Source organism: Shewanella sp. BF02_Schw (assembly GCF_014596695.2).
GTDB lineage: Bacteria > Pseudomonadota > Gammaproteobacteria > Enterobacterales > Shewanellaceae > Shewanella.
This window is the reverse complement of the sequence record NZ_JABKAW020000003.1, coordinates 109,089-128,369: the sequence shown is the minus strand read 5'-3', so window position 1 is coordinate 128,369 and position 19,281 is coordinate 109,089. Positions and strand designations below refer to the sequence as shown.

Genomic DNA, 19,281 nt, shown 5'->3' with positions numbered 1-19,281 from the left:
TTAATGTAACAGGGAGCCTGACAATGAGGTCAGCATATAAAGTAGGTTTTGCACTTTTATGTTCATTTTTTCTCTTCGCTTGTGGCGGTGGGGGAAGTATTACAGATGATGGGACAAGCACAGGGGGTGGCGATGGAACGACTACAACAGAGGTTATAACAATCTCTCTTGAAACGTCCTCAAATGACATATCAGCGAGCTTACCTGCTACATTAAAGGCCACCGTATCAAGTTCTTTAACGGGTGCAATTGCGAATGAAGTCGTTACGTTTTCATTATCAGATGAATCCTTAGGGGCTTTTACTCCATCTTCAGGTACAGCTAAAACCAATTCTGAAGGTATTGCAGAAGTCATTCTCAGTACTGCAACAACCCAAGGCGCTGTGACTGTAACAGCATCTTTAGATTCCGGTGAATCAGCTACTACAGGTATCGCAATGGCTGGCGATGGCGCTGTGTCTGGTGAAAATTTAATAAAACTCGCACTTAAAGATGCCGCTGGAAATTCGATCAGCAATATTAGCTTTTTGACACCAGGCTACATTCATGTTGATTACCAAGATCCTACCGGAACTCCAATAGCCCATCGATTAGTTACCTTTACTCTTAATGATACTGCTTTAGCGACTTTTGTTCCTAACAGTGGGACTGCGTTGACGGATACTGATGGCAAGGCTGTTATCAAGGTTACTTCAGCAAATAAGGAAGGAGCAGGTACGGTTAATGTTGAGATTGATGAACAAGAGATTGTTAATATTAATTTTTACTCTAAAGGTGATGCTGGAGTATCCGGTTCATCATCTTTGACTGCAAAATTAACCAATACTTCTGGTACTTCAATCACTGAAATATCGGATTCTCAACCTGGATTTATTGAAGTTCTTCTTGCTGATTCATCAGGTGTAGGTATTGCTAATGAAGTTGTTTCATTTGCCTTAAATAATAGTTCTTACGGCACATTTGAACCTTCCAGTGGAACTGCATTGACGAATGCTACAGGCGTAGCAAAAATTAAACTCCGTACTGCGAATGTAGAAACTGCTGCTACAGTAAATGTAAGTTCTCTGACAGGACTGACTACTTCCATAAGTTTTTATATTCTGGGAGATGGTGTGGCTACTGGGACTAATCGTTTAAGCATTAAATTAGTAGACTCTTTAGGTGGACAATTAAGCATAATAAGTAAAGACACTCCTGCATTTATAGAGGCGACTTATTTAGACGTTAATGGTGCTCCTCTAGTTGGTGAAATTGCTAACTTTTCGACGTCTTTAGGTTATTTAACACCAGGAACTGGCACAGCAATAACTAACTCGAGCGGTATTGCAAGTCTTTCAATTAATGCCGGAAGTATAGCAGGCGCAGCTGAGGCTTCAGTTAGTATCGCATCATCGACAGCGAGTATTGCTTTTGAGACGTTAGGTGATGAGTTGACTAGTAATACTATTTTACTGGCTCTTAAGGATGTTAATGGCGTAAGTATTACAAATATCAGCGAGGGCAACTCTGGCTATGTTCATGTTGCTTATACTGATGTTCAAAGTAATCCTATTGCGAATAAAGTGGTATCGTTTTCCTTCGATGATCCAGCATTAGCGACTTTTGTGCCTAATAGTGGCACAGCGTTAACTGATGCGATGGGTAACGCAATTATTAAAGTTGTCGCTGGCGATAAAGAAGGTGCTGGTAATATCACGATTGCGATTGATGGAGAACCGTCTAAAACGATTGGATTTTATTCAACGGGTGACGGTGTTGTGACCTCTTCGCTTTCCGCCAAATTAGTGAACGCTACAGGTGCAGTTATTAGTACGGTTTCTGCCATACAACCTGGATTTATCGAAGTTTTATTTACCGATACAAATGGTACAGGTATCGCAAATGAATCAGTAACGTTTACTTTAAACGATAATGCAGTCGGTGTTTTTGAGCCCTCTACAGGTACAGCATTGACTGATGTTAATGGTATAGCAAAGGTTAAGTTGTTAAGTGCCAATATTGAAACCTCAGCAACGGTAAGTATTTCGACAGAGTCTGGTTTTACGACTTCGATAAGTTTCTACATGCTTGGTGATGGGGTCGCAGTTGGTACAAACCGTTTATCACTCAAGTTATTTGATAATAGTGGTAACCCTGTTTCAGTTGTGAGTAATGCGACTCCAGCAGTAATAGAGGCGACTTATTTAGATTTAAATGGTGCACCGTTAGCCGGTAAGTTAGCTACGTTTACGACTACGTTAGGTAATCTGTCGCCAACAACAGGCACAGCAATGACTAATAATAGTGGTATAGCGACACTTAATTTAAGTGCTGGTTATGTTGCAGGCGCAGCAGAGTTGTCAGTTAGTATAGCGTCATCGACAGCGAGTATTGCTTTTGAGACATTAGGTGATGAGATAATAGTACGTCCGATTGATTCTTATATATTAAACCTAACTGTTCTTGATTCATCAAATAATGAACTTCGTAATATTAATAAAAGTTTACCAGGCTCTGTACGCGCAACGTTATTGAAAGATGGTGTTGCAGTACCTAATGCATTGATCAGTTTTTCTATTATTGGTGAAGGTGCTATAAACCCTACATCGGGTAATGCGTTAACTGACGCGAGCGGCCTTGCTAAAGTGACCCTATTAACTGGTAATGTCGAGGGAGCAGGAACGATCCAAGCAACCTTTAATTTAGCGAGTGAATTATTGGTAGAAACCTTTAATTATAGTGTTGCCGGTGATGCTCCAGGTGGTGATGGTGAGAATAACTCGTTAACTATAAACTTATTGGATAGCTTAGGTAATCAAGTATCTTCTATTAGCCAATCATCACCAGGCTATGTTCAAGTTTATCTATTAGACCGTAATAACCTGCCGCTAAAGGGGAAAGTAGTTTCATTCTCTAGTACTTTAGGAGAATTTCTTCCTTCAATAGGTACAGCTCTTACCGATAATGCAGGTAAAGCTGATTTAATTATAACTGCAGGTACAGTTGAGGGAGCGGCAACCGTTACGGCGAGTTATGGCTCAACGGCTTCAACGGTGAGTTTTACTACTGCTGGTGATGATATCGATCCAGTTGCTGCGGATCCTTCAATCACATTTGAGATTTATGATTGTAATGGTATTGCAGCATTCAATAAAACCTTGAAAAAATTTGAAGTTTGCCCTGTCACCGATAACATTACGAATCAACGTCCTGGTATTTTAGGGGCAATAGTTAAACTTGATGGTTCTAATCAACCTTTAAAGCAAGTGCTTGTTACTGCTGGTACGACATTGGGTGCAATTAGCCCTAATTCTGCCACCGCAATAACAAATGCAGATGGTAAAGCAGTATTAGACCTTTATTCAAATGGTGATGTTGGAGCCGGTGAAGTTTCATTAAAAGTGAAGCAGGTTACTTCTACTAAAGCGTTTGAGATTGGTCGTGTCGATATTGATTTAGAGATTTCAACCTACATTGGTGCGAATACTCTCCCTGCTGGCGGTTCTACTGTTATTGAAGTGACCGTTAAAGCTCCCGATGGAAGCATTGAGACAAGCCAACCCTTTACATTAGAGTTTTCTTCTCAATGTATGTCTGCAGGTAATGCCGTTGTTGATTCACCTGTGATAACCAATGCGGGCAAAGGCTTTGCAACTTATAGAAGTATTAATTGCCAAGGTACAGATACTGTTACTGTTTCTGCTATTACTGGGGCATCAAGCGTAAGTGCTACAGCAGATATTACTATTAGTCCTATCTCTGTTGGGTCAATCCAATTTATAAGTGCTTCTCCTACAGAGCTTGCATTAAAAGTATCTGGTGGCTTAGATGGCGCAGGTGCTCGCTCAGAAACATCGAGTGTCGCCTTTAAACTGCTTAATGAAGTTGGACAACCGGCAAGCTCTCAACGAGTCTGTTTTGAGCTTTCGACAGATGTAGGTGATATGGTTATTACTCCAGCCCCATTAGTATCTGACTTTGTTAATTGCCCTAACTTCCCTAAAGTTGGTGATAGCGAATACCCAGCTGACATCGATACACCTAACAAGTATGCTGTTGCCTATACTGATGCTAGTGGTAACGTTTCTGTTACTGTACGTTCGGGTACAGTGCCAACGCCTGTTAAAGTGTTTGCTGTGTGGCAAGATGCGACTGATCCTACAAGTCCAATCGTTGCCAATGTGTCTGATAGTCTAACGGTCACGACTGGATTAGCTGATTATAATAGCTTCTCGTTATCTGCGACGATTCTTAATCCTGAAGCATGGGATCATGACGGTGCATCTTCCACTATCACAATTCGTTCAGCAGACCATTTCAATAACCCAGTACCCGACGGAACCGTTATTAACTTCAGAACAGAAGGGGGGTCTATCGGTGCAAGTTGTCAGACAATAGGTTCAACGGGTGCATGTTCTGTAGAGTGGACAAGTCAAAATCCTCGTCCTTTTGAAGGAACATCGGTTGTTTGTCCTGTTACTTTTTATGGAATTAGTTTTCCTCCTTGTACGGGTACACTATTATCTAGCTTCACTGATAATTCTCTCATTCTAGAGCCACGTCCAGGTCGTTCTACAATAACTGCTTTTGCGATTGGCGAAGAGAGTTTTGTAGATTTAAATGGTAATGGTCTGTTTGATACTGGTGAAGATTTCATTGATTTAACTGAAGCCTTTACCGATCACAACGAAGATGGTAATTACCGAGGTTCACCAGTACCTGCTGGCGCTGTAACTGAGGAATACATTGATTTTAATGCCAATGGAAGCTTCGATAGTGTAGATGGATTCTATACTGGATTACTGTGTGCATCTTCTTCTGCCGCAAGCTGTACTCAAACAGGTGTAGATAACACTCAAGCACAACTTAATGTGTTTAGGAATATCCCTATTGTTATGTCAGGCTCTGTACCTTATGGCCGTTTAGTTGATATTGATGTTAGTGGAAATATAACCCCTATTGCAACGATAGATCTAACCACAGGAACAGGAGGTGTTTCTGATAAGACTATTTATATGTTTATATCTGATTTAAATAATAATACGTTACCTATAGGCACTACGATAACGACGTCTTTAGATAATGGTTTATTATCTTCTTCAGGTAGTTTTACGATTGGTAATAATGCATCAAATAGACCGTTATTATATGGATTTACAGTTACTCGTGAAGCGAGTCCTAACCAGAAATCTTCTGGAGTGCTTATTATTACAGTGAAGACCCCACTTGGTGAAGCTGTAAGTTATAGTGTAAGTGTTCGTGATGATGGTTAATACTTCGTCGCTTTTTCACTGCTAAATGAGTAATGTAGTGTAAAATCGGCCACATCTGTGGCCGATTTTTTTGTTTAATATTTTTAGTTATTGGCATAAAAAAATGCCGTTGATTTTGTCAACGGCATGTCTTGAGTTTGAATTTTTTAAAACGTTATCGTTGGAACTGATACACGCTACCTAATTTTAATATTTGTGTGAGTTCATCTAATGCGGTGCGTGATTCGATAATTAATTGCGGATCAGCTAGATCGCTTACGGTAAGCTGGTCGCGGTAGTGCTTATCAACCCAGGTATTTAAGCGCGTAAATAAACCGTCATTCATTAATGTGTTTTGATTAACTGCAGCGACTTCTTGTTCGTTCATAGCGACTCGTAAACGTAAACACGCTGGACCGCCGCCGTTTTGCATGCTTTGTTTCACATCATAATAGTGTACTTTTTTGATTGGTGTACCTAAGGTAACGAGTTCATTTAAGTAAGCATATACTGCAGGGTTTTCTTGGCAATTTGTTGGCGCAATAATGGCCATCTCACCTGACGGCAAGGTAATTATTTGGGTGTTGAACAAATAACTTCGGACGGCATCATCGATAGAAACTTGGCTGGTTGCTACTTTGACAAAATGCATTTCAGTGTTCATTTTACGGCAAATTTCATCGAATTTTGCTTCAGTATTCAAAAACGCTTGTTCGTGATAAAAAAGCACATTTTGGTTACCAACAGAAATGACATCATTGTGAAATACACCTTGGTCAATTACATCAGGATTTTGCTGCATAAACACGCAACTTTCATCTTCAAGTTGGTGAAGACGTGCAACAGCTTGTGATGCTTCTAATGTTTGACGGGCAGGATACTTTTTAGGTTTAGGTGCGTTAGGATTGGTTGCTGTTTGACCATAAACAAATAATTCAACTCCGGTATGGCCGTATTCAGCACATAGGCGAGTATGATTTGCTGCACCTTCATCCCCAAAACTGGCATGCTCTGGTAAATGTTGATGATGTTTAAAATGGCGATCATTATTAAACGTAGCCTGTAAAATATGACCTGTGGTAACAGGTTCGATACTGCGGTGTAATTTATCAACAAGATTAGCCGGGGTGAAATGAACCTTACCGTCACGTGTATCGGCACTAGGTGATACGGTAGCCGCGTTTGCTGTCCACATACTTGATGCACTGCAGCAAGCATTAAGTAGCGCAGGAGCCTGCTGAACAGCTTTTTGTAAAACCTCAGCGTCAGACCCAGAAAAACCAATTCGACGCAATGTGTAAAGGTCTGGGCGCTCTTGTGGGGCTAATACCCCTTGCACCATACCTAAATCTGCTAATGACTTGGCTTTTTGCAAACCTTGCTTAGCTGCCGCTTTAGGATTTGATGTTTGGGCCGCATTACTAAATGAGGCCACATTACCAAATGATAATCCGGCATAGTTATGGGTTGGTCCAACCAAGCCATCAAAGTTCGCTTCAAAATGCTTCATTCGTGATCCTTGAAAATTTTAGTGAATAATTATTATTGTTGTTGCACTTATTTGTGTTACTTATAAAAAAGGAACGTGATTGCTCATGTCAGTTAACGCTAATTTAATCCCAGTATACTGAAGCTATAAGGGTTAACAAGGTGTGGTTAATTTGTACAAATGTGTATAAATGACTAAAAATGCACTGAAGGTGCTCGCAAGTATCATTAAGTGAAAAATTACGTTTAAAAAACGCATATTATTTTTTACATTTTTTATTATTGAATAAATTTTGCTTAAAAAATGACTTACCAGCCGTATAAAAGAGGGATTAACTTGAAACTATTGTCTCAACCCTCTATATATGGAATCAATTTTCTTTTTTTCGAGACTTTTTGGCGCAAATAAAACTATGGGTAAATCGCTAGTTATTGTCGAATCGCCGGCCAAAGCCAAGACAATTAATAAATATCTTGGTAAAGACTTCATTGTGAAGTCGAGTGTAGGTCATATACGTGACTTACCAACTTCGTCTACTTCTGACGGTACAACTGTGACTAAAACCGCAGCAGAAGTTAAGAAATTATCTCCTGAAGAAAAAGCTAAATACAAGCTAATCAGAGACAAGCAAGCGCTTGTGGCGCGAATGGGTGTTAACCCAGATAAAGGCTGGGCGGCTAAGTATCAAATCCTGCCTGGTAAAGAAAAAGTTGTTAAAGAACTCAAAGCGTTAGCTGAAGATGCTGACCAAATATATCTCGCAACGGATTTGGACCGTGAAGGGGAAGCCATTGCCTGGCATTTACAGGAAATTATTGGTGGTGATCCTTCACGGTATCAGCGAGTTGTGTTTAACGAAATTACTAAAACCGCGATTCAAGAGGCGTTTAGTAAACCGTCTGTGCTTGACACTAATATGGTTAATGCCCAGCAAGCACGTCGATTTTTAGACCGCGTTGTTGGCTTTATGGTGTCACCATTATTATGGAAAAAAGTCGCTCGTGGTTTATCAGCTGGGCGCGTACAGTCGGTTGCGGTTCGCTTAGTTGTAGAGCGTGAAAGTGAAATTAAAGCGTTTGTTCCAGAAGAGTTTTGGGATATCCATGCTGAATTAAATACACCTACCGCCGCTAGCTTAAAAATGCAGGTGATGAAATATCAATCTGCTGCATTTGAACCGATTAATGAAGCGCAAGCTAAAGTTGCTGTCGATGCGTTGCGTGATGCAAAGTATGTTGTCACTGCGCGTGAAGATAAAGCAACCTCAAGCAAACCTTCTGCCCCTTACATTACGTCGACATTACAGCAAGCTGCCAGTACTCGTCTTAGTTTTGGTGTTAAGAAAACCATGATGATGGCGCAGCGTTTGTATGAAGCGGGCCACATTACGTATATGCGTACCGATTCAACCAATTTGAGTAAAGAAGCGGTTGAAAATTTACGTGAAATGATTAGTTCTGAATTTGGTGATAAGTATTTACCAGCTGAACCTATTCGTTATGGCAGTAAAGAAGGTGCTCAAGAGGCGCATGAGGCGATTAGACCGTCAAACGTAGCAGTGCAGTCTGCATCATTAACCGATATGGAAAGAGACGCTCAGCGCTTGTATGAGCTTATCTGGCGTCAATTTGTATCGTGTCAAATGACACCTGCTCAATATGATGCAACACGTTTAACGGTAACCGCGGCTGATTACGAATTAAAAGCCAGTGGCCGTACCTTACGTTTTGATGGTTGGACTCGTGTTCAGCCACAAGTGAGTAAGAAAAACGAAGAAGATAAGACACTGCCAGTCGTTGCAAAAGGTGACAAGTTAGTGCTTGAAACCTTGTCGCCAAAACAACACTTTACTAAGCCGGCACCACGTTACAGCGAAGCCTCTTTGGTTAAAGAGCTTGAGAAGCGCGGTATTGGTCGTCCTTCAACGTATGCGACGATTATTTCGACCATTCAGGATCGTGGTTATGTCAGAGTTGATAACCGTCGTTTCTTTGCTGAAAAAATGGGTGAGATTGTCAGCGAGCGTTTAGTAGGCAGTTTTAAAGAGTTAATGAGCTATGACTTTACTGCTAGCATGGAGCAAACATTAGATGATGTTGCTCAAGGTAAGCTGGACTGGAAAAAAGTACTCGATGGTTTTTATGGTGACTTTACCAAGCAATTATTGTTGGCCGAGTTAGATCCAGATGAAGGCGGTATGCGCCCCAATGAAATGGTACTCACAGACGATATTAAGTGTCCAACCTGTGGCCGTGCAATGGGTATTCGCACTGGTTCAACAGGGGTATTCTTAGGGTGTTCTGGTTATGCGTTACCCCCTAAAGAACGTTGTAAGACCACGCTTAACTTAACCCCAGGTGAAGAAGCGGTAAGCGACAATGAAGATGGCGAAACGGAAGCGTTACGTGCTAAACATCGTTGTGGTAAGTGTGGTACCGCGATGGACAGTTATCTTATTGACGAAACACGTAAATTGCATGTTTGTGGTAATAACCCGTCATGTGATGGTTACGAAGTTGAAGCCGGACAATTTAAGATTAAAGGTTATGAAGGTCCAATTATTGAGTGCGATCGTTGCGGCAATAATATGGAACTTAAAAATGGTCGATTTGGTAAGTATTTTGGTTGCACCAATAGCGAGTGTAAAAACACCCGTAAGTTGCTGAGAAGCGGTGAAGCGGCGCCTCCAAAAGAAGACCCCATTTTTCTACCTGAATTAAAATGTACTAAATCGGATGCGCATTTTGTGCTTCGTGATGGTGCTGCTGGGATATTTTTAGCAGCCAGTACTTTCCCTAAATCGCGTGAAACACGTGCACCGTTAGTGGAAGAGTTAGTTCAGTATCGTGATTTGTTATGGCCTAAATATGCGTATCTTGCTGATGCGCCAGTCGAAGATGATGAAGGCAATAAAGCCTCGGTTAAATTTAGCCGTAAGACTAAAGAGCAGTACGTTGCTACTGAAGTTGACGGCAAAGCCACCGGTTGGTCTTCTAAATTTATCGGCGGTAAATGGGTAAGTGAATCAACCAAGAAAAAAGCGAAGAAATAACTTTAGTATTGATTGATGCATAATGCTCGTTATAAACGCTACCCAATTGGGTAGCGTTTTTGTTTGTGCAACAAATGGTTTATTTATTTTTATATAATGAACCGCTTAGGGACATGCTTTCGCAAACAAGCAAACAAGCAAACAAGCAAACAAGCAAACAAGCGAGCAAACTAAGATATTAGACACAAAAAAGCACCGATAGATATCAGTGCTTTTTAATGGTCATTTATTATAAATTAACAACAGCATTACACAGAAATACCTGAGGTTATTTTTTCTCACTATTCTGTGCTGCTTGAATCGCCGTTAATGCAATCGTGTAGACAATATCATCAACTAGAGCGCCGCGTGATAAATCGTTAACCGGTTTACGCATACCTTGAAGCATTGGCCCGATACTGATTAAATCAGCACTACGCTGTACCGCTTTATACGTTGTGTTACCCGTGTTTAAATCTGGGAACACAAATACGGTTGCTTTACCTGCGACAGGGCTGTCAGGTGCTTTAGAGAGCGCAACGTTTGGCATCACAGCCGCATCGTATTGCAATGGACCATCGATGATCAAGTCAGGACGTTTTTCTTTGGCGATTCGTGTGGCTTCGCGTACTTTATCCACATCAGAACCGGTGCCAGAGGTGCCTGTTGAGTAACTGATCATCGCAACGCGAGGCTCAATACCAAAGGCTTTAGCTGACTCAGCAGACTGAATTGCAATATCGGCTAGCTGATCAGGTGTGGGATCAGGATTAATGGCGCAATCGCCATACACTAGTACTTGATCTGGCATCAGCATGAAGAAAATCGACGACACTAAGCTAGAACCCGGTGCCGTTTTGATCAATTGCAATGGTGGGCGAATAGTATGTGCAGTAGTATGAATAGCACCTGATACAATTCCATCTACTTCATCTTGTGCCAGCATCATGGTACCAAGCACCATGTTGTCTTCAAGTTGCTCACGGGCAACGACTTCAGTTAGCCCTTTGCTGCGGCGTAATTCGAGCATAGGCTCAACGTACTTTTCACGCACGCTTTCTGGCTCAATGATTTCGATGCCGTCACCTAAAATAACATCTTGTTGTGATGCTACACGGAGGATTTCTTCACGGTTACCGAGCAACACACAACGAGCAATCCCACGTTCAGCGCAAATAGATGCAGCTTTAACCGTTCTAGGCTCTTCACCCTCAGGAAGCACGATAGTTTTACGTGCCGCGCGCGCGAGTTCAGTTAACTTGTAACGGAATGCCGGTGGTGATAATCGGTGTTCACGTGGCGAATCTTGAGTGACGCTTTCAATCCATGTTTGGTCAATATGGCTAGCAACGTATTCTTGCACTTTTTCAACGCGCACCGCATCATCCACAGGCACTTCATGATCAAAGCGTTGGATGTTGAGTGAGGTCTGCCATGTATTTGAATCAATTAAAAATACTGGCAAGCCTGTTTCAAAAGCTTGCTCACATAACTTCATTATTTCAGGTTCAGGTGGATAGCCCCCAGTAAGCAACAACGCGCCAATTTTAACACCGTTCATCGCGGCTAAACAGGCTGATACAATGACGTCTGAGCGATCGCCTGAGGTCACTAATAATGAATTTGTTTTAATGTGAGTAACCATGTTAGGGAGGCTACGAGCACAAAATGTTACACGGCGCATACGACGAGTATGCATTTCACCGGCATTAATTATTTTAGCATTTAAGTGCTTGGCTAAATCAGATGCGCGCGGGGCAATTAGCTCTAAATTGTATGGCACACTCCCTAATATACGCAGCGGACTTTTACCCGGAAGTTGGAACATTCCTGAGCTATCTACGGCGTTCATATTCTTATCATCAAATACTTCAGATAAATCAGGACGTGTACGACCTTCGTTGTCAACGGGGGCACCAATTTTATTGATGATAGCACCAATTAAACGTTTATTTTTCTGTCCACCCCAGGAGTTAAAGGCGATTTCTAATCGATTCATTAATCCATTAGGCGTATCGTTACCAGGGGTTGCGATGAAAATAACATCGGCGTCTAATGCTTTGGCAATTTCATAGTTAATGTCATCAGCAAATGGGTGGCTACGTGTTGGTACTAAGCCTTCAACCACTAGGATTTCAGTATTACTGGCACATTCTGCTGCGCGGGCAATAATCTGTTCCAGTAGGACATCAGTTTGCTCTGAACGGATTAACGCTTCAGCATGATCCATTGAATATGGTTCCAACGGATTAACGGTTGGAGAAGTGCTTAAAATAGTGGTTGAACGTTCTGGACCGGTATCACCTAATCGAATTTGCGCAATAGGTTTAAAAAATTGCACTTTAACGCCTTTGCGTTCTAGTGCGCGAACCATACCTAAGCTAAGTGATGTTAATCCCACTCCAATACCGATTGGAATAAGCATAATATTACGAGACATGACGACCTCTTGTGTGCGTATTGTTCATGTTAATTAACCGAATATAAGACCGAATAGGCTGCTTATTTAGCTGTGATAAGCTTAATAGCATCTTCGGCAATAACCCACTCTTCATTTGTCGGGATGACCATAGCAATAGGGCTATCTGTTTGGGTAATAATACCTTGCTGACCAAAACGAGCCGCTTTATTTAAGTTGTCGTCAACTTTAAAGTTAAAGATTGCTAATAAATTAAGGACTTTCTCGCGAATAAGGTCTGAGTTTTCGCCAATGCCGCCAGTAAAGATAATGGCATCTAGACGTCCTAATGGCACAGTGTAAGAGGCGATATATTTGGCTAAACGATAGCAGAAAATATCTAAAGCTAATGTAGCCCCTTTATGACCGTCTTGATAACCTTCTTCAATACCACGACAATCATTGGTGAGCTCTGAAATACCCAGTAAACCACTTTGCTTATTTAGTAGGTTATTGACCTCATCAAGGGTATAGCCAAGTTGTTTAACTAAATGGAAAATAATTGATGGGTCTAAATCGCCGCAACGGGTACCCATGACTAAACCTTCAAGTGGGGTTAAGCCCATTGAAGTGTCAACGCTTTTGCCGCCTTTAATGGCCGTTACCGACGCGCCATTACCCAAGTGAGCACAAATAATATTGGTGTCTTTAATCTCTTTACCTAGTACTTTGGCGGCTTCACGACAGATATATAAATTACTCGTACCATGCATGCCATAACGGCGAATACTATGTTCACGATACAATTTGTAAGGAAGGGCATAGATGTATGCTTTTTCAGGCATGGTTTGATGAAATGCAGTATCAAACACAGTCACTTGTGGCAAGTTAGGAAAAGAGGCTATGGCGGCACGAATACCAATTAAATGCGCCGGATTATGCAGTGGTGCTAACGATGCACAATCTTCAATACCCTGAATGACATCCGGTGTAACAATAACCGAGTGGGTAAACTTTTCGCCACCATGGACGATACGGTGACCAACGGCTTTAATTTGTGCCGCAAGTTCTGGATGTTCTGCCAAGATGTTATTAACGATAAATTCTACCGCTTCGCGATGCGCAGTAAAGGCACCTAATTTGGCTTCATTCTTACCGCCATTAAATTTCCACTTAATGCGCGAATCTTCTAAACCAAAACATTCAGCTAATCCAGAAACTTTATCATCGCCTGATTGGGCATCAATGATGGCAAATTTTAATGATGAGCTACCGCAGTTGAGCACGAGTACTAATTTGTCTGACATGTTAACGCCTTTTAAGTCAATGAAACTAAATAAAATAGTAAAATTCCATTTTGATTAAGGTTTATGATGATTTATTCATAAACGCCATACTTCGGTGTTCTTTTTCTGATTTGCACTATAAGTTAAATCATTATAGTGGCCAATCGGCCAGTGCATTTTGGGCCTGACACTGTATTATGTTAACGTTACACTCATGTCCTAAGCAGTAAAGGTAGCCTTATATTGAACATGAATCTGGTTAAATTACTTGGCGATGGTCAACGTTATATGAAGACCTGGCCAATGGTTAGGCAACTGGGTTTTTATTTCCCAGAGTACCGCGTCGTTAAAGCAACTCAATTAGCGATAATTGCTATGCCTGTGTTGGCATTAGTCGTTGCGGCCAGCCAGCTTTATGTATTGGGCTGGGATTATTTACCACAGGCATTAACGATGCTGTTATTTTTTATCAGCTTGCCACTACAAGGCTTGTTATGGTTAGGTTGGCGAGCACGCCATCCACTGCCTTTATCGTTATTTGATTGGGGCAACCAACTCAGTGCAAAACTAACTGAGATGGGTATTTATTGTCAGCCATTAGGCGCTAGTGCCTGTTATTCAGATATGGCCGCTATTTTGAAACTGGCTTTTGAACGTTTAGATCAAAGTTACTGGGACGAATTATAATTCATCTTATGTATAAGCCGATGCTAATTTACATCTGTTTATTGTTATTGTGACTAAAATGTAGCGTTAATACCTCGGTCAACAAACACCTGCTGAATTCTCTGCATAATTTCTGTACTTGGCGGTGAAATATCTGCCAAAGTATACGTTTCGCCAAAAGCTTGCCATTTATGTTCCCCTAACGGGTGATAAGGCAATAATTCAACTTTTTCAACATTGCTCATCGGTTTAATGAACTCAGCTAATGCGATGGCTGATTCGACATCTTCAGTAAATCCAGCGACAACCACATAACGGATCCAGGTTTTAATATTTCGTTTGGTAAGATATTGCGCAAACTGTAGTGTTCGATGGTTACTGACTTTAGTCAGTTCGATGTGTTTGGCATCGTCCATTTGTTTGATATCCAGTAACACTAAGTCGGTATTGTCGAGCAACTCATCTATTACGGGTTCGTATTTACGCACAAAGCCGTTGGTGTCTAAGCAAGTGTGTATACCCTGACTTTTGCAGGCTTTAAACAGTTCGCTGACAAATTGAGCTTGTAAAATTGCTTCACCACCACTGGCTGTAATGCCACCACCGCTGGCGTCTAAAAAGGGTTGATATGAAATGACTTGGCTCATTATTTCATCAACAGAAACTTCCTTACCGCCATCTAGATCCCATGTATCACGATTATGACAATATTGGCAGCGCATAAGGCAACCTTGCATAAAAGCGATGTAGCGAATTCCTGGACCGTCAACGGTTCCGAATGATTCCACTGAATGTATGCGACCTAACGTCATTGTTGTTCCTTAAAATGGGTATAAAAAAGGCTGTATCGATAAGATGTTACACATCGATACAGCCAATTTTAGCAGAGACTACATACTTTTAGTAAATGTACGAGTAATCACGTCTTGCTGCTGCTCAGGGGTGAGCGCATTAAAGCGAACGGCATAACCCGATACACGAATAGTTAATTGTGGATATTTATCCGGATTAACAATCGCATCTTCTAACATTTCACGGTTCATCACGTTAACGTTTAAGTGTTGACCACCTTCACGGTTAGGCTTGCTTAGGAAGTAGCCATCCATCAATGACGCTAAGTTAGTACGACGACCCGTATCATCTTTACCTAATGCATTTGGCACGATAGAGAAAGTATAAGAAACACCATCTTGTGCGTGGGCAAAAGGCAGTTTAGCCACTGATGTTAATGAAGCAATTGCACCATTTTCATCACGACCATGCATTGGGTTAGCACCAGGCGCAAACGGAGCGCCTGAACGACGACCGTCAGGAGTGTTACCGGTTTTCTTACCATAAACCACGTTTGAAGTGATGGTTAAGATTGATTGTGTTGGAATGGCATTACGATACATTTTTTTAGTGCGAATTTTCGCCATAAAACGTTCAACTAAATCGCAAGCAATGTCATCTACACGAGCATCATTGTTACCAAATTTTGGATAGTCACCTTGAATGTCAAAATCAACCGCAATACCATTTTCATCGCGAATAGGCTTAACTTGAGCAAACTTAATCGCTGACAATGAATCGGCAGCAATTGACAAACCTGCAATACCACACGCCATTGTACGGCGCACATCGCGGTCATGTAATGCCATTAACGCAGACTCGTAAGAGTATTTGTCATGCATAAAGTGAATCGCGTTAAGCGCAGACACATACTGCGTTGCAAGCCAGTCCATTAATCCATCAAGACGTGACATAACATCATCAAACTCAAGTACATCAGCAGTGATTGGGTCCGCTTTTGGTGCAATTTGGGTTTTAAGCTTTTCGTCAACACCACCGTTAATGGCGTATAACATGGTTTTGGCTAAGTTAGCGCGAGCACCGAAGAACTGCATATGCTTACCCAAAATCATTGGGCTAACACAACAAGCAATGGCGTAATCGTCTGACTCGAAGTCAGGGCGCATTAAGTCATCGTTTTCGTATTGAATTGAGCTAGTGTCAATTGATACTTTGGCACAGTAACTTTTAAAACCTTGTGGCAATCTTGTAGACCATAACACGGTAATGTTTGGCTCTGGGCTTGGGCCCATGTTGTACAAGGTATGCAAGAAACGGAAGCTTGATTTAGTCACCAATGTGCGACCATCAAGACCCATACCAGCGATAGATTCAGTTGCCCAGATTGGATCGCCTGAGAATAGTTCATCGTATTCAGGTGTACGCAGGAAACGCACCATACGTAGTTTCATCACGAAATGGTCAACCATTTCTTGTGCTTGCTGCTCAGTAAGAACACCATTTTTAATGTCACGTTCAATATAAGCATCAATGAACGTTGAGGTACGACCCAGTGACATTGCCGCGCCATTTTGGCTTTTTACTGCAGCAAGGTAACCAAAGTAAGTCCATTGAATGGCTTCTTTAGCATTTTTGGCGGGTACAGAAATATCACAACCGTATTTAGCTGCCATCACTTTCATTTGGCCTAAAGCACGATGTTGCTCAGAAATCTCTTCACGTAATTGGATCACACTTGATAAGTCTTCACCAGCTTCAAACTGCGCTTGCAGTGAGCTGAATTGGGCAAACTTATCTTTCATTAGGTAATCGATACCGTACAAAGCAATACGGCGGTAGTCACCAATAATACGACCACGACCATAGGCATCAGGTAAACCTGTTAATATACCTGATTTACGGCAAGCCATAATTTCTGGGGTATAAACATCAAACACGCCTTGGTTATGGGTTTTGCGTAACTCAGAGTAAACGTAATTCACATCGCTGTTAAGTTCACGGCCATAAGCTTTACATGAACCTTCAACCATACGAATACCACCGTTGGGCAGCATGGCACGTTTTAATGGCGCTTCAGTTTGTAAACCAACGATAGTTTCAAGGTCTTTATTGATATAGCCAGCATCATGAGAGGTAATGGTTGAAACCATTTCTGTGTCGAAATCGACTGGAGCATGAGTTTGGTTCTCTTGCTTGATGCCTTCCATTACTTTGTCCCACAAAGTTAATGTTGCATCTGTTGCACCTGCTAAGAATGATTCATCACCCTCATATGGTGTGTAATTTTGTTGGATAAAGTCACGTACGTTAACTTCAGTTTTCCAATCGCCAGCTACGAAACCTTCCCACGCGTTGGCAAATAGTTCGGTTTTATCTGTCATTTACTTAACCCTCTGGTTGATTTTCTACGGATGTCATCACAATTAACACAAAGTGTTGGTATCCGTTGAGTGTTTACATTCTGTCGTCTAGGTAGATTCGCTAGACTGAGCCGTTTACATCTTCTGCGACATTGATGGCAGAAATGTTCCGCCTGGCTTGTGTAATGACGCTAATCGATATTGTTTCTGTTAATGATCTAATTGGTAAGACCAATTATCCATGGGTTAATAATAGCACAGCATAATGACGATATCGGCAGCTTTCGCTAACGGATGATCAAAAGTGTTAACTGGCTAACATATCTGTTTATAACTTGGAGTAGCCCGCGGCAATTTTTGGCAAATAAAAAGCGAAACCATTGCCGATCTCGCTTTTATATTGATGGTATTACCGAACATGACTAGATTATAGCAACGCTGGAATCCCTTCGATCATGCCTACTGCTAACATCGCCGCCAAACAAATCACAAAGGCTAGGCTTGGGATAACGATACGGTCTGCAAATGACAAGGTTTTAGGACGCTCTTTATCACCAATTAAGCCATTATTATCAAGTAACATGGTTAACGCCCAAGCTAATACTGGGTTGGCAACAAATGCAGCGAAAATACAGATACCTGCGGCTTGGCTACTCGTCGTGTCTTTAACCATCTGTAAACCTGCCTCTAATAACGGCAGGAATACGCCAACTAAAAGCGCAATCGACATAACAGGGCGCCACACCGTGATATCCATAGGATAACCAATGATAGCCACAATAATACACAAGCTACCGAGTAGGATAGCGCCAGCTGGAATAGGGCGTTTGGCAATAGCCGCTGGGATCATGTAAGTTCCCCATGATGAGGTAATATTACCGCCACCGACGGCAGTACCGACGATCTGTCTTACTGAGCAAGTTGTCATCGTGTCATCAACATCCATCAGTACTTTTTCAGCGCCTTTTGGATAATTTAATTCTTGGAAAATACGATGACCAAGAAAGTCTGGTGACCACATGGCAACAGCCAGAATTGCGAATGGTAATGATGCAATAAAATGAGCTGCATTTGGTAAGCCTAACTGCCAACCATGTTCAGTTGAACCCCACCAATAAACCGGATTGAGATTTGGGATGCCTGGAGCGGTAGTAAATTGTAAATCTAAGCCTGCGCCTAGGCCAAATGCCAGAGTAACTGCTGCAATAGAACACAATGGAATCGCTAACCAGCGTTTACCGTATTTGGCTAATGCTGCATAAATAATGACATTGATTAACAAGATGGTAAATGCAACATAACCGAGTGAATAGTCAAGACTGTGCTTGGCTTGCAGTCCTCCTGCCCAGTCAAATAACGAACCTATCTGACTTTTAGCTCCCATAAATCCTAAGAACACCAATAAACCGCCGGCCACACCGCTACTGGTGAGGTTAACCAGTTTCGAGCCCCCTTTGAAATAACTTAAAATCAAGCCAAATATACCAATGAGGATTGCTAACGCTAATGGATGAGCACCAGCGAGCGCGATGGTACCAATTAACGGGATCATTGGTCCATGGTTGCCGCCAAGGTTTGCTCTTGGATTAATAAAACCAGAGCTAATAATACAGAAGAGTAAAGCTGGGATGAGCATTTCTACACGGACAATCTGGATAGCAAATTCTGCCCCAAGATTGACGTGATCCCATTTTTCACTTAAACCTGCAGCCCAAGCTGCCATTACTGCAGAATACATCACAGTAATACCAATAGTTCCTGCGATGGCTGGGACTAAGTCTTCCCATTCAAAACGAAAATCACGTCCAGGAAGGTTGAGTCCCCAACGTTTGGGCTTCATTATCTTGAGTTCATTTTCTAGATAGGCATCGCGAGTGTCAAACTCGCTAGCAGGACGGTGAAGCTCGCTGTAGCTTGCTTCTTGAGCTTGTGTATCTGAATTACTGACTGTGTCTGACATAATTTCTCATTCTCCGAAAAGAACAGGTTAATCCATCAAATGATGAAGTTTGAGTGTGTTCCTTTGAA

9 protein-coding genes are annotated in these 19,281 nt (G+C 41.7%); 3 read left to right on the top strand and 6 right to left on the bottom strand.

Translation table 11 applies throughout. The features are described from left to right. Window positions 1–23: 23 nt before the first annotated feature. Window positions 24–5,252: an invasin gene (locus tag HNW13_RS13220; protein ID WP_192115951.1), complete on the top strand. Its 5,229-nt coding sequence runs from the start codon at window positions 24–26 to the stop codon at window positions 5,250–5,252. A gap of 154 nt (window positions 5,253–5,406) precedes the next feature. Here HNW13_RS13220 and astB read toward each other — a convergent pair whose 3' ends face one another. After that, complete coding sequence (gene astB / locus HNW13_RS13215; protein WP_124730404.1) at window positions 5,407–6,741, bottom strand: N-succinylarginine dihydrolase; 1,335 nt, start codon at window positions 6,739–6,741, stop codon at window positions 5,407–5,409. 391 nt (window positions 6,742–7,132) lie between these two features. Between astB and topA the strand changes: the two genes are divergently transcribed. Further along, a complete protein-coding gene (gene topA / locus HNW13_RS13210) occupies window positions 7,133–9,772 on the top strand; it encodes a type I DNA topoisomerase (RefSeq protein WP_192115950.1) in 2,640 nt (879 codons plus the stop codon). A gap of 268 nt (window positions 9,773–10,040) precedes the next feature. Here the strand turns inward: topA and pta are convergent, their stop codons facing one another. Beyond that, on the bottom strand, window positions 10,041–12,191 hold the full coding sequence (pta, locus tag HNW13_RS13205; RefSeq protein WP_124730406.1) for a phosphate acetyltransferase: 2,151 nt from the start codon (window positions 12,189–12,191) through the stop codon (window positions 10,041–10,043). A 62-nt stretch (window positions 12,192–12,253) separates the two neighbouring features. Next, on the bottom strand, window positions 12,254–13,456 hold the full coding sequence (gene ackA, locus HNW13_RS13200) for an acetate kinase (RefSeq protein ID WP_192115949.1): 1,203 nt from the start codon (window positions 13,454–13,456) through the stop codon (window positions 12,254–12,256). A 222-nt stretch (window positions 13,457–13,678) separates the two neighbouring features. Between ackA and yfbV the strand changes: the two genes are divergently transcribed. Continuing rightward, window positions 13,679–14,122: a terminus macrodomain insulation protein YfbV gene (gene yfbV / locus HNW13_RS13195; protein ID WP_124730408.1), complete on the top strand. Its 444-nt coding sequence runs from the start codon at window positions 13,679–13,681 to the stop codon at window positions 14,120–14,122. 53 nt (window positions 14,123–14,175) lie between these two features. Here yfbV and pflA read toward each other — a convergent pair whose 3' ends face one another. From pflA to HNW13_RS13180, 3 genes are all read right to left on the bottom strand, one after another. Continuing rightward, complete coding sequence (gene pflA / locus HNW13_RS13190; RefSeq protein ID WP_101088044.1) at window positions 14,176–14,913, bottom strand: pyruvate formate lyase 1-activating protein; 738 nt, start codon at window positions 14,911–14,913, stop codon at window positions 14,176–14,178. A 78-nt stretch (window positions 14,914–14,991) separates the two neighbouring features. Then, a complete protein-coding gene (gene pflB, locus HNW13_RS13185) occupies window positions 14,992–17,274 on the bottom strand; it encodes a formate C-acetyltransferase (RefSeq protein WP_101088045.1) in 2,283 nt (760 codons plus the stop codon). 406 nt (window positions 17,275–17,680) lie between these two features. Next, window positions 17,681–19,213: a DUF3360 family protein gene (locus HNW13_RS13180; RefSeq protein WP_162022783.1), complete on the bottom strand. Its 1,533-nt coding sequence runs from the start codon at window positions 19,211–19,213 to the stop codon at window positions 17,681–17,683. Window positions 19,214–19,281: the final 68 nt, after the last annotated feature.

Coding starts and splice junctions, on each gene's coding strand:
- astB (WP_124730404.1), bottom strand. CDS start 6,741: ATGAAGCATTTTGAAGCGAACTTTGATGGCTTGGTTGGACCAACCCAT.
- pflA (WP_101088044.1), bottom strand. CDS start 14,913: ATGACGTTAGGTCGCATACATTCAGTGGAATCATTCGGAACCGTTGAC.
- pta (WP_124730406.1), bottom strand. CDS start 12,191: ATGTCTCGTAATATTATGCTTATTCCAATCGGTATTGGAGTGGGATTA.
- ackA (WP_192115949.1), bottom strand. CDS start 13,456: ATGTCAGACAAATTAGTACTCGTGCTCAACTGCGGTAGCTCATCATTA.
- topA (WP_192115950.1), top strand. CDS start 7,133: ATGGGTAAATCGCTAGTTATTGTCGAATCGCCGGCCAAAGCCAAGACA.
- pflB (WP_101088045.1), bottom strand. CDS start 17,274: ATGACAGATAAAACCGAACTATTTGCCAACGCGTGGGAAGGTTTCGTA.
- HNW13_RS13220 (WP_192115951.1), top strand. CDS start 24: ATGAGGTCAGCATATAAAGTAGGTTTTGCACTTTTATGTTCATTTTTT.
- HNW13_RS13180 (WP_162022783.1), bottom strand. CDS start 19,213: ATGTCAGACACAGTCAGTAATTCAGATACACAAGCTCAAGAAGCAAGC.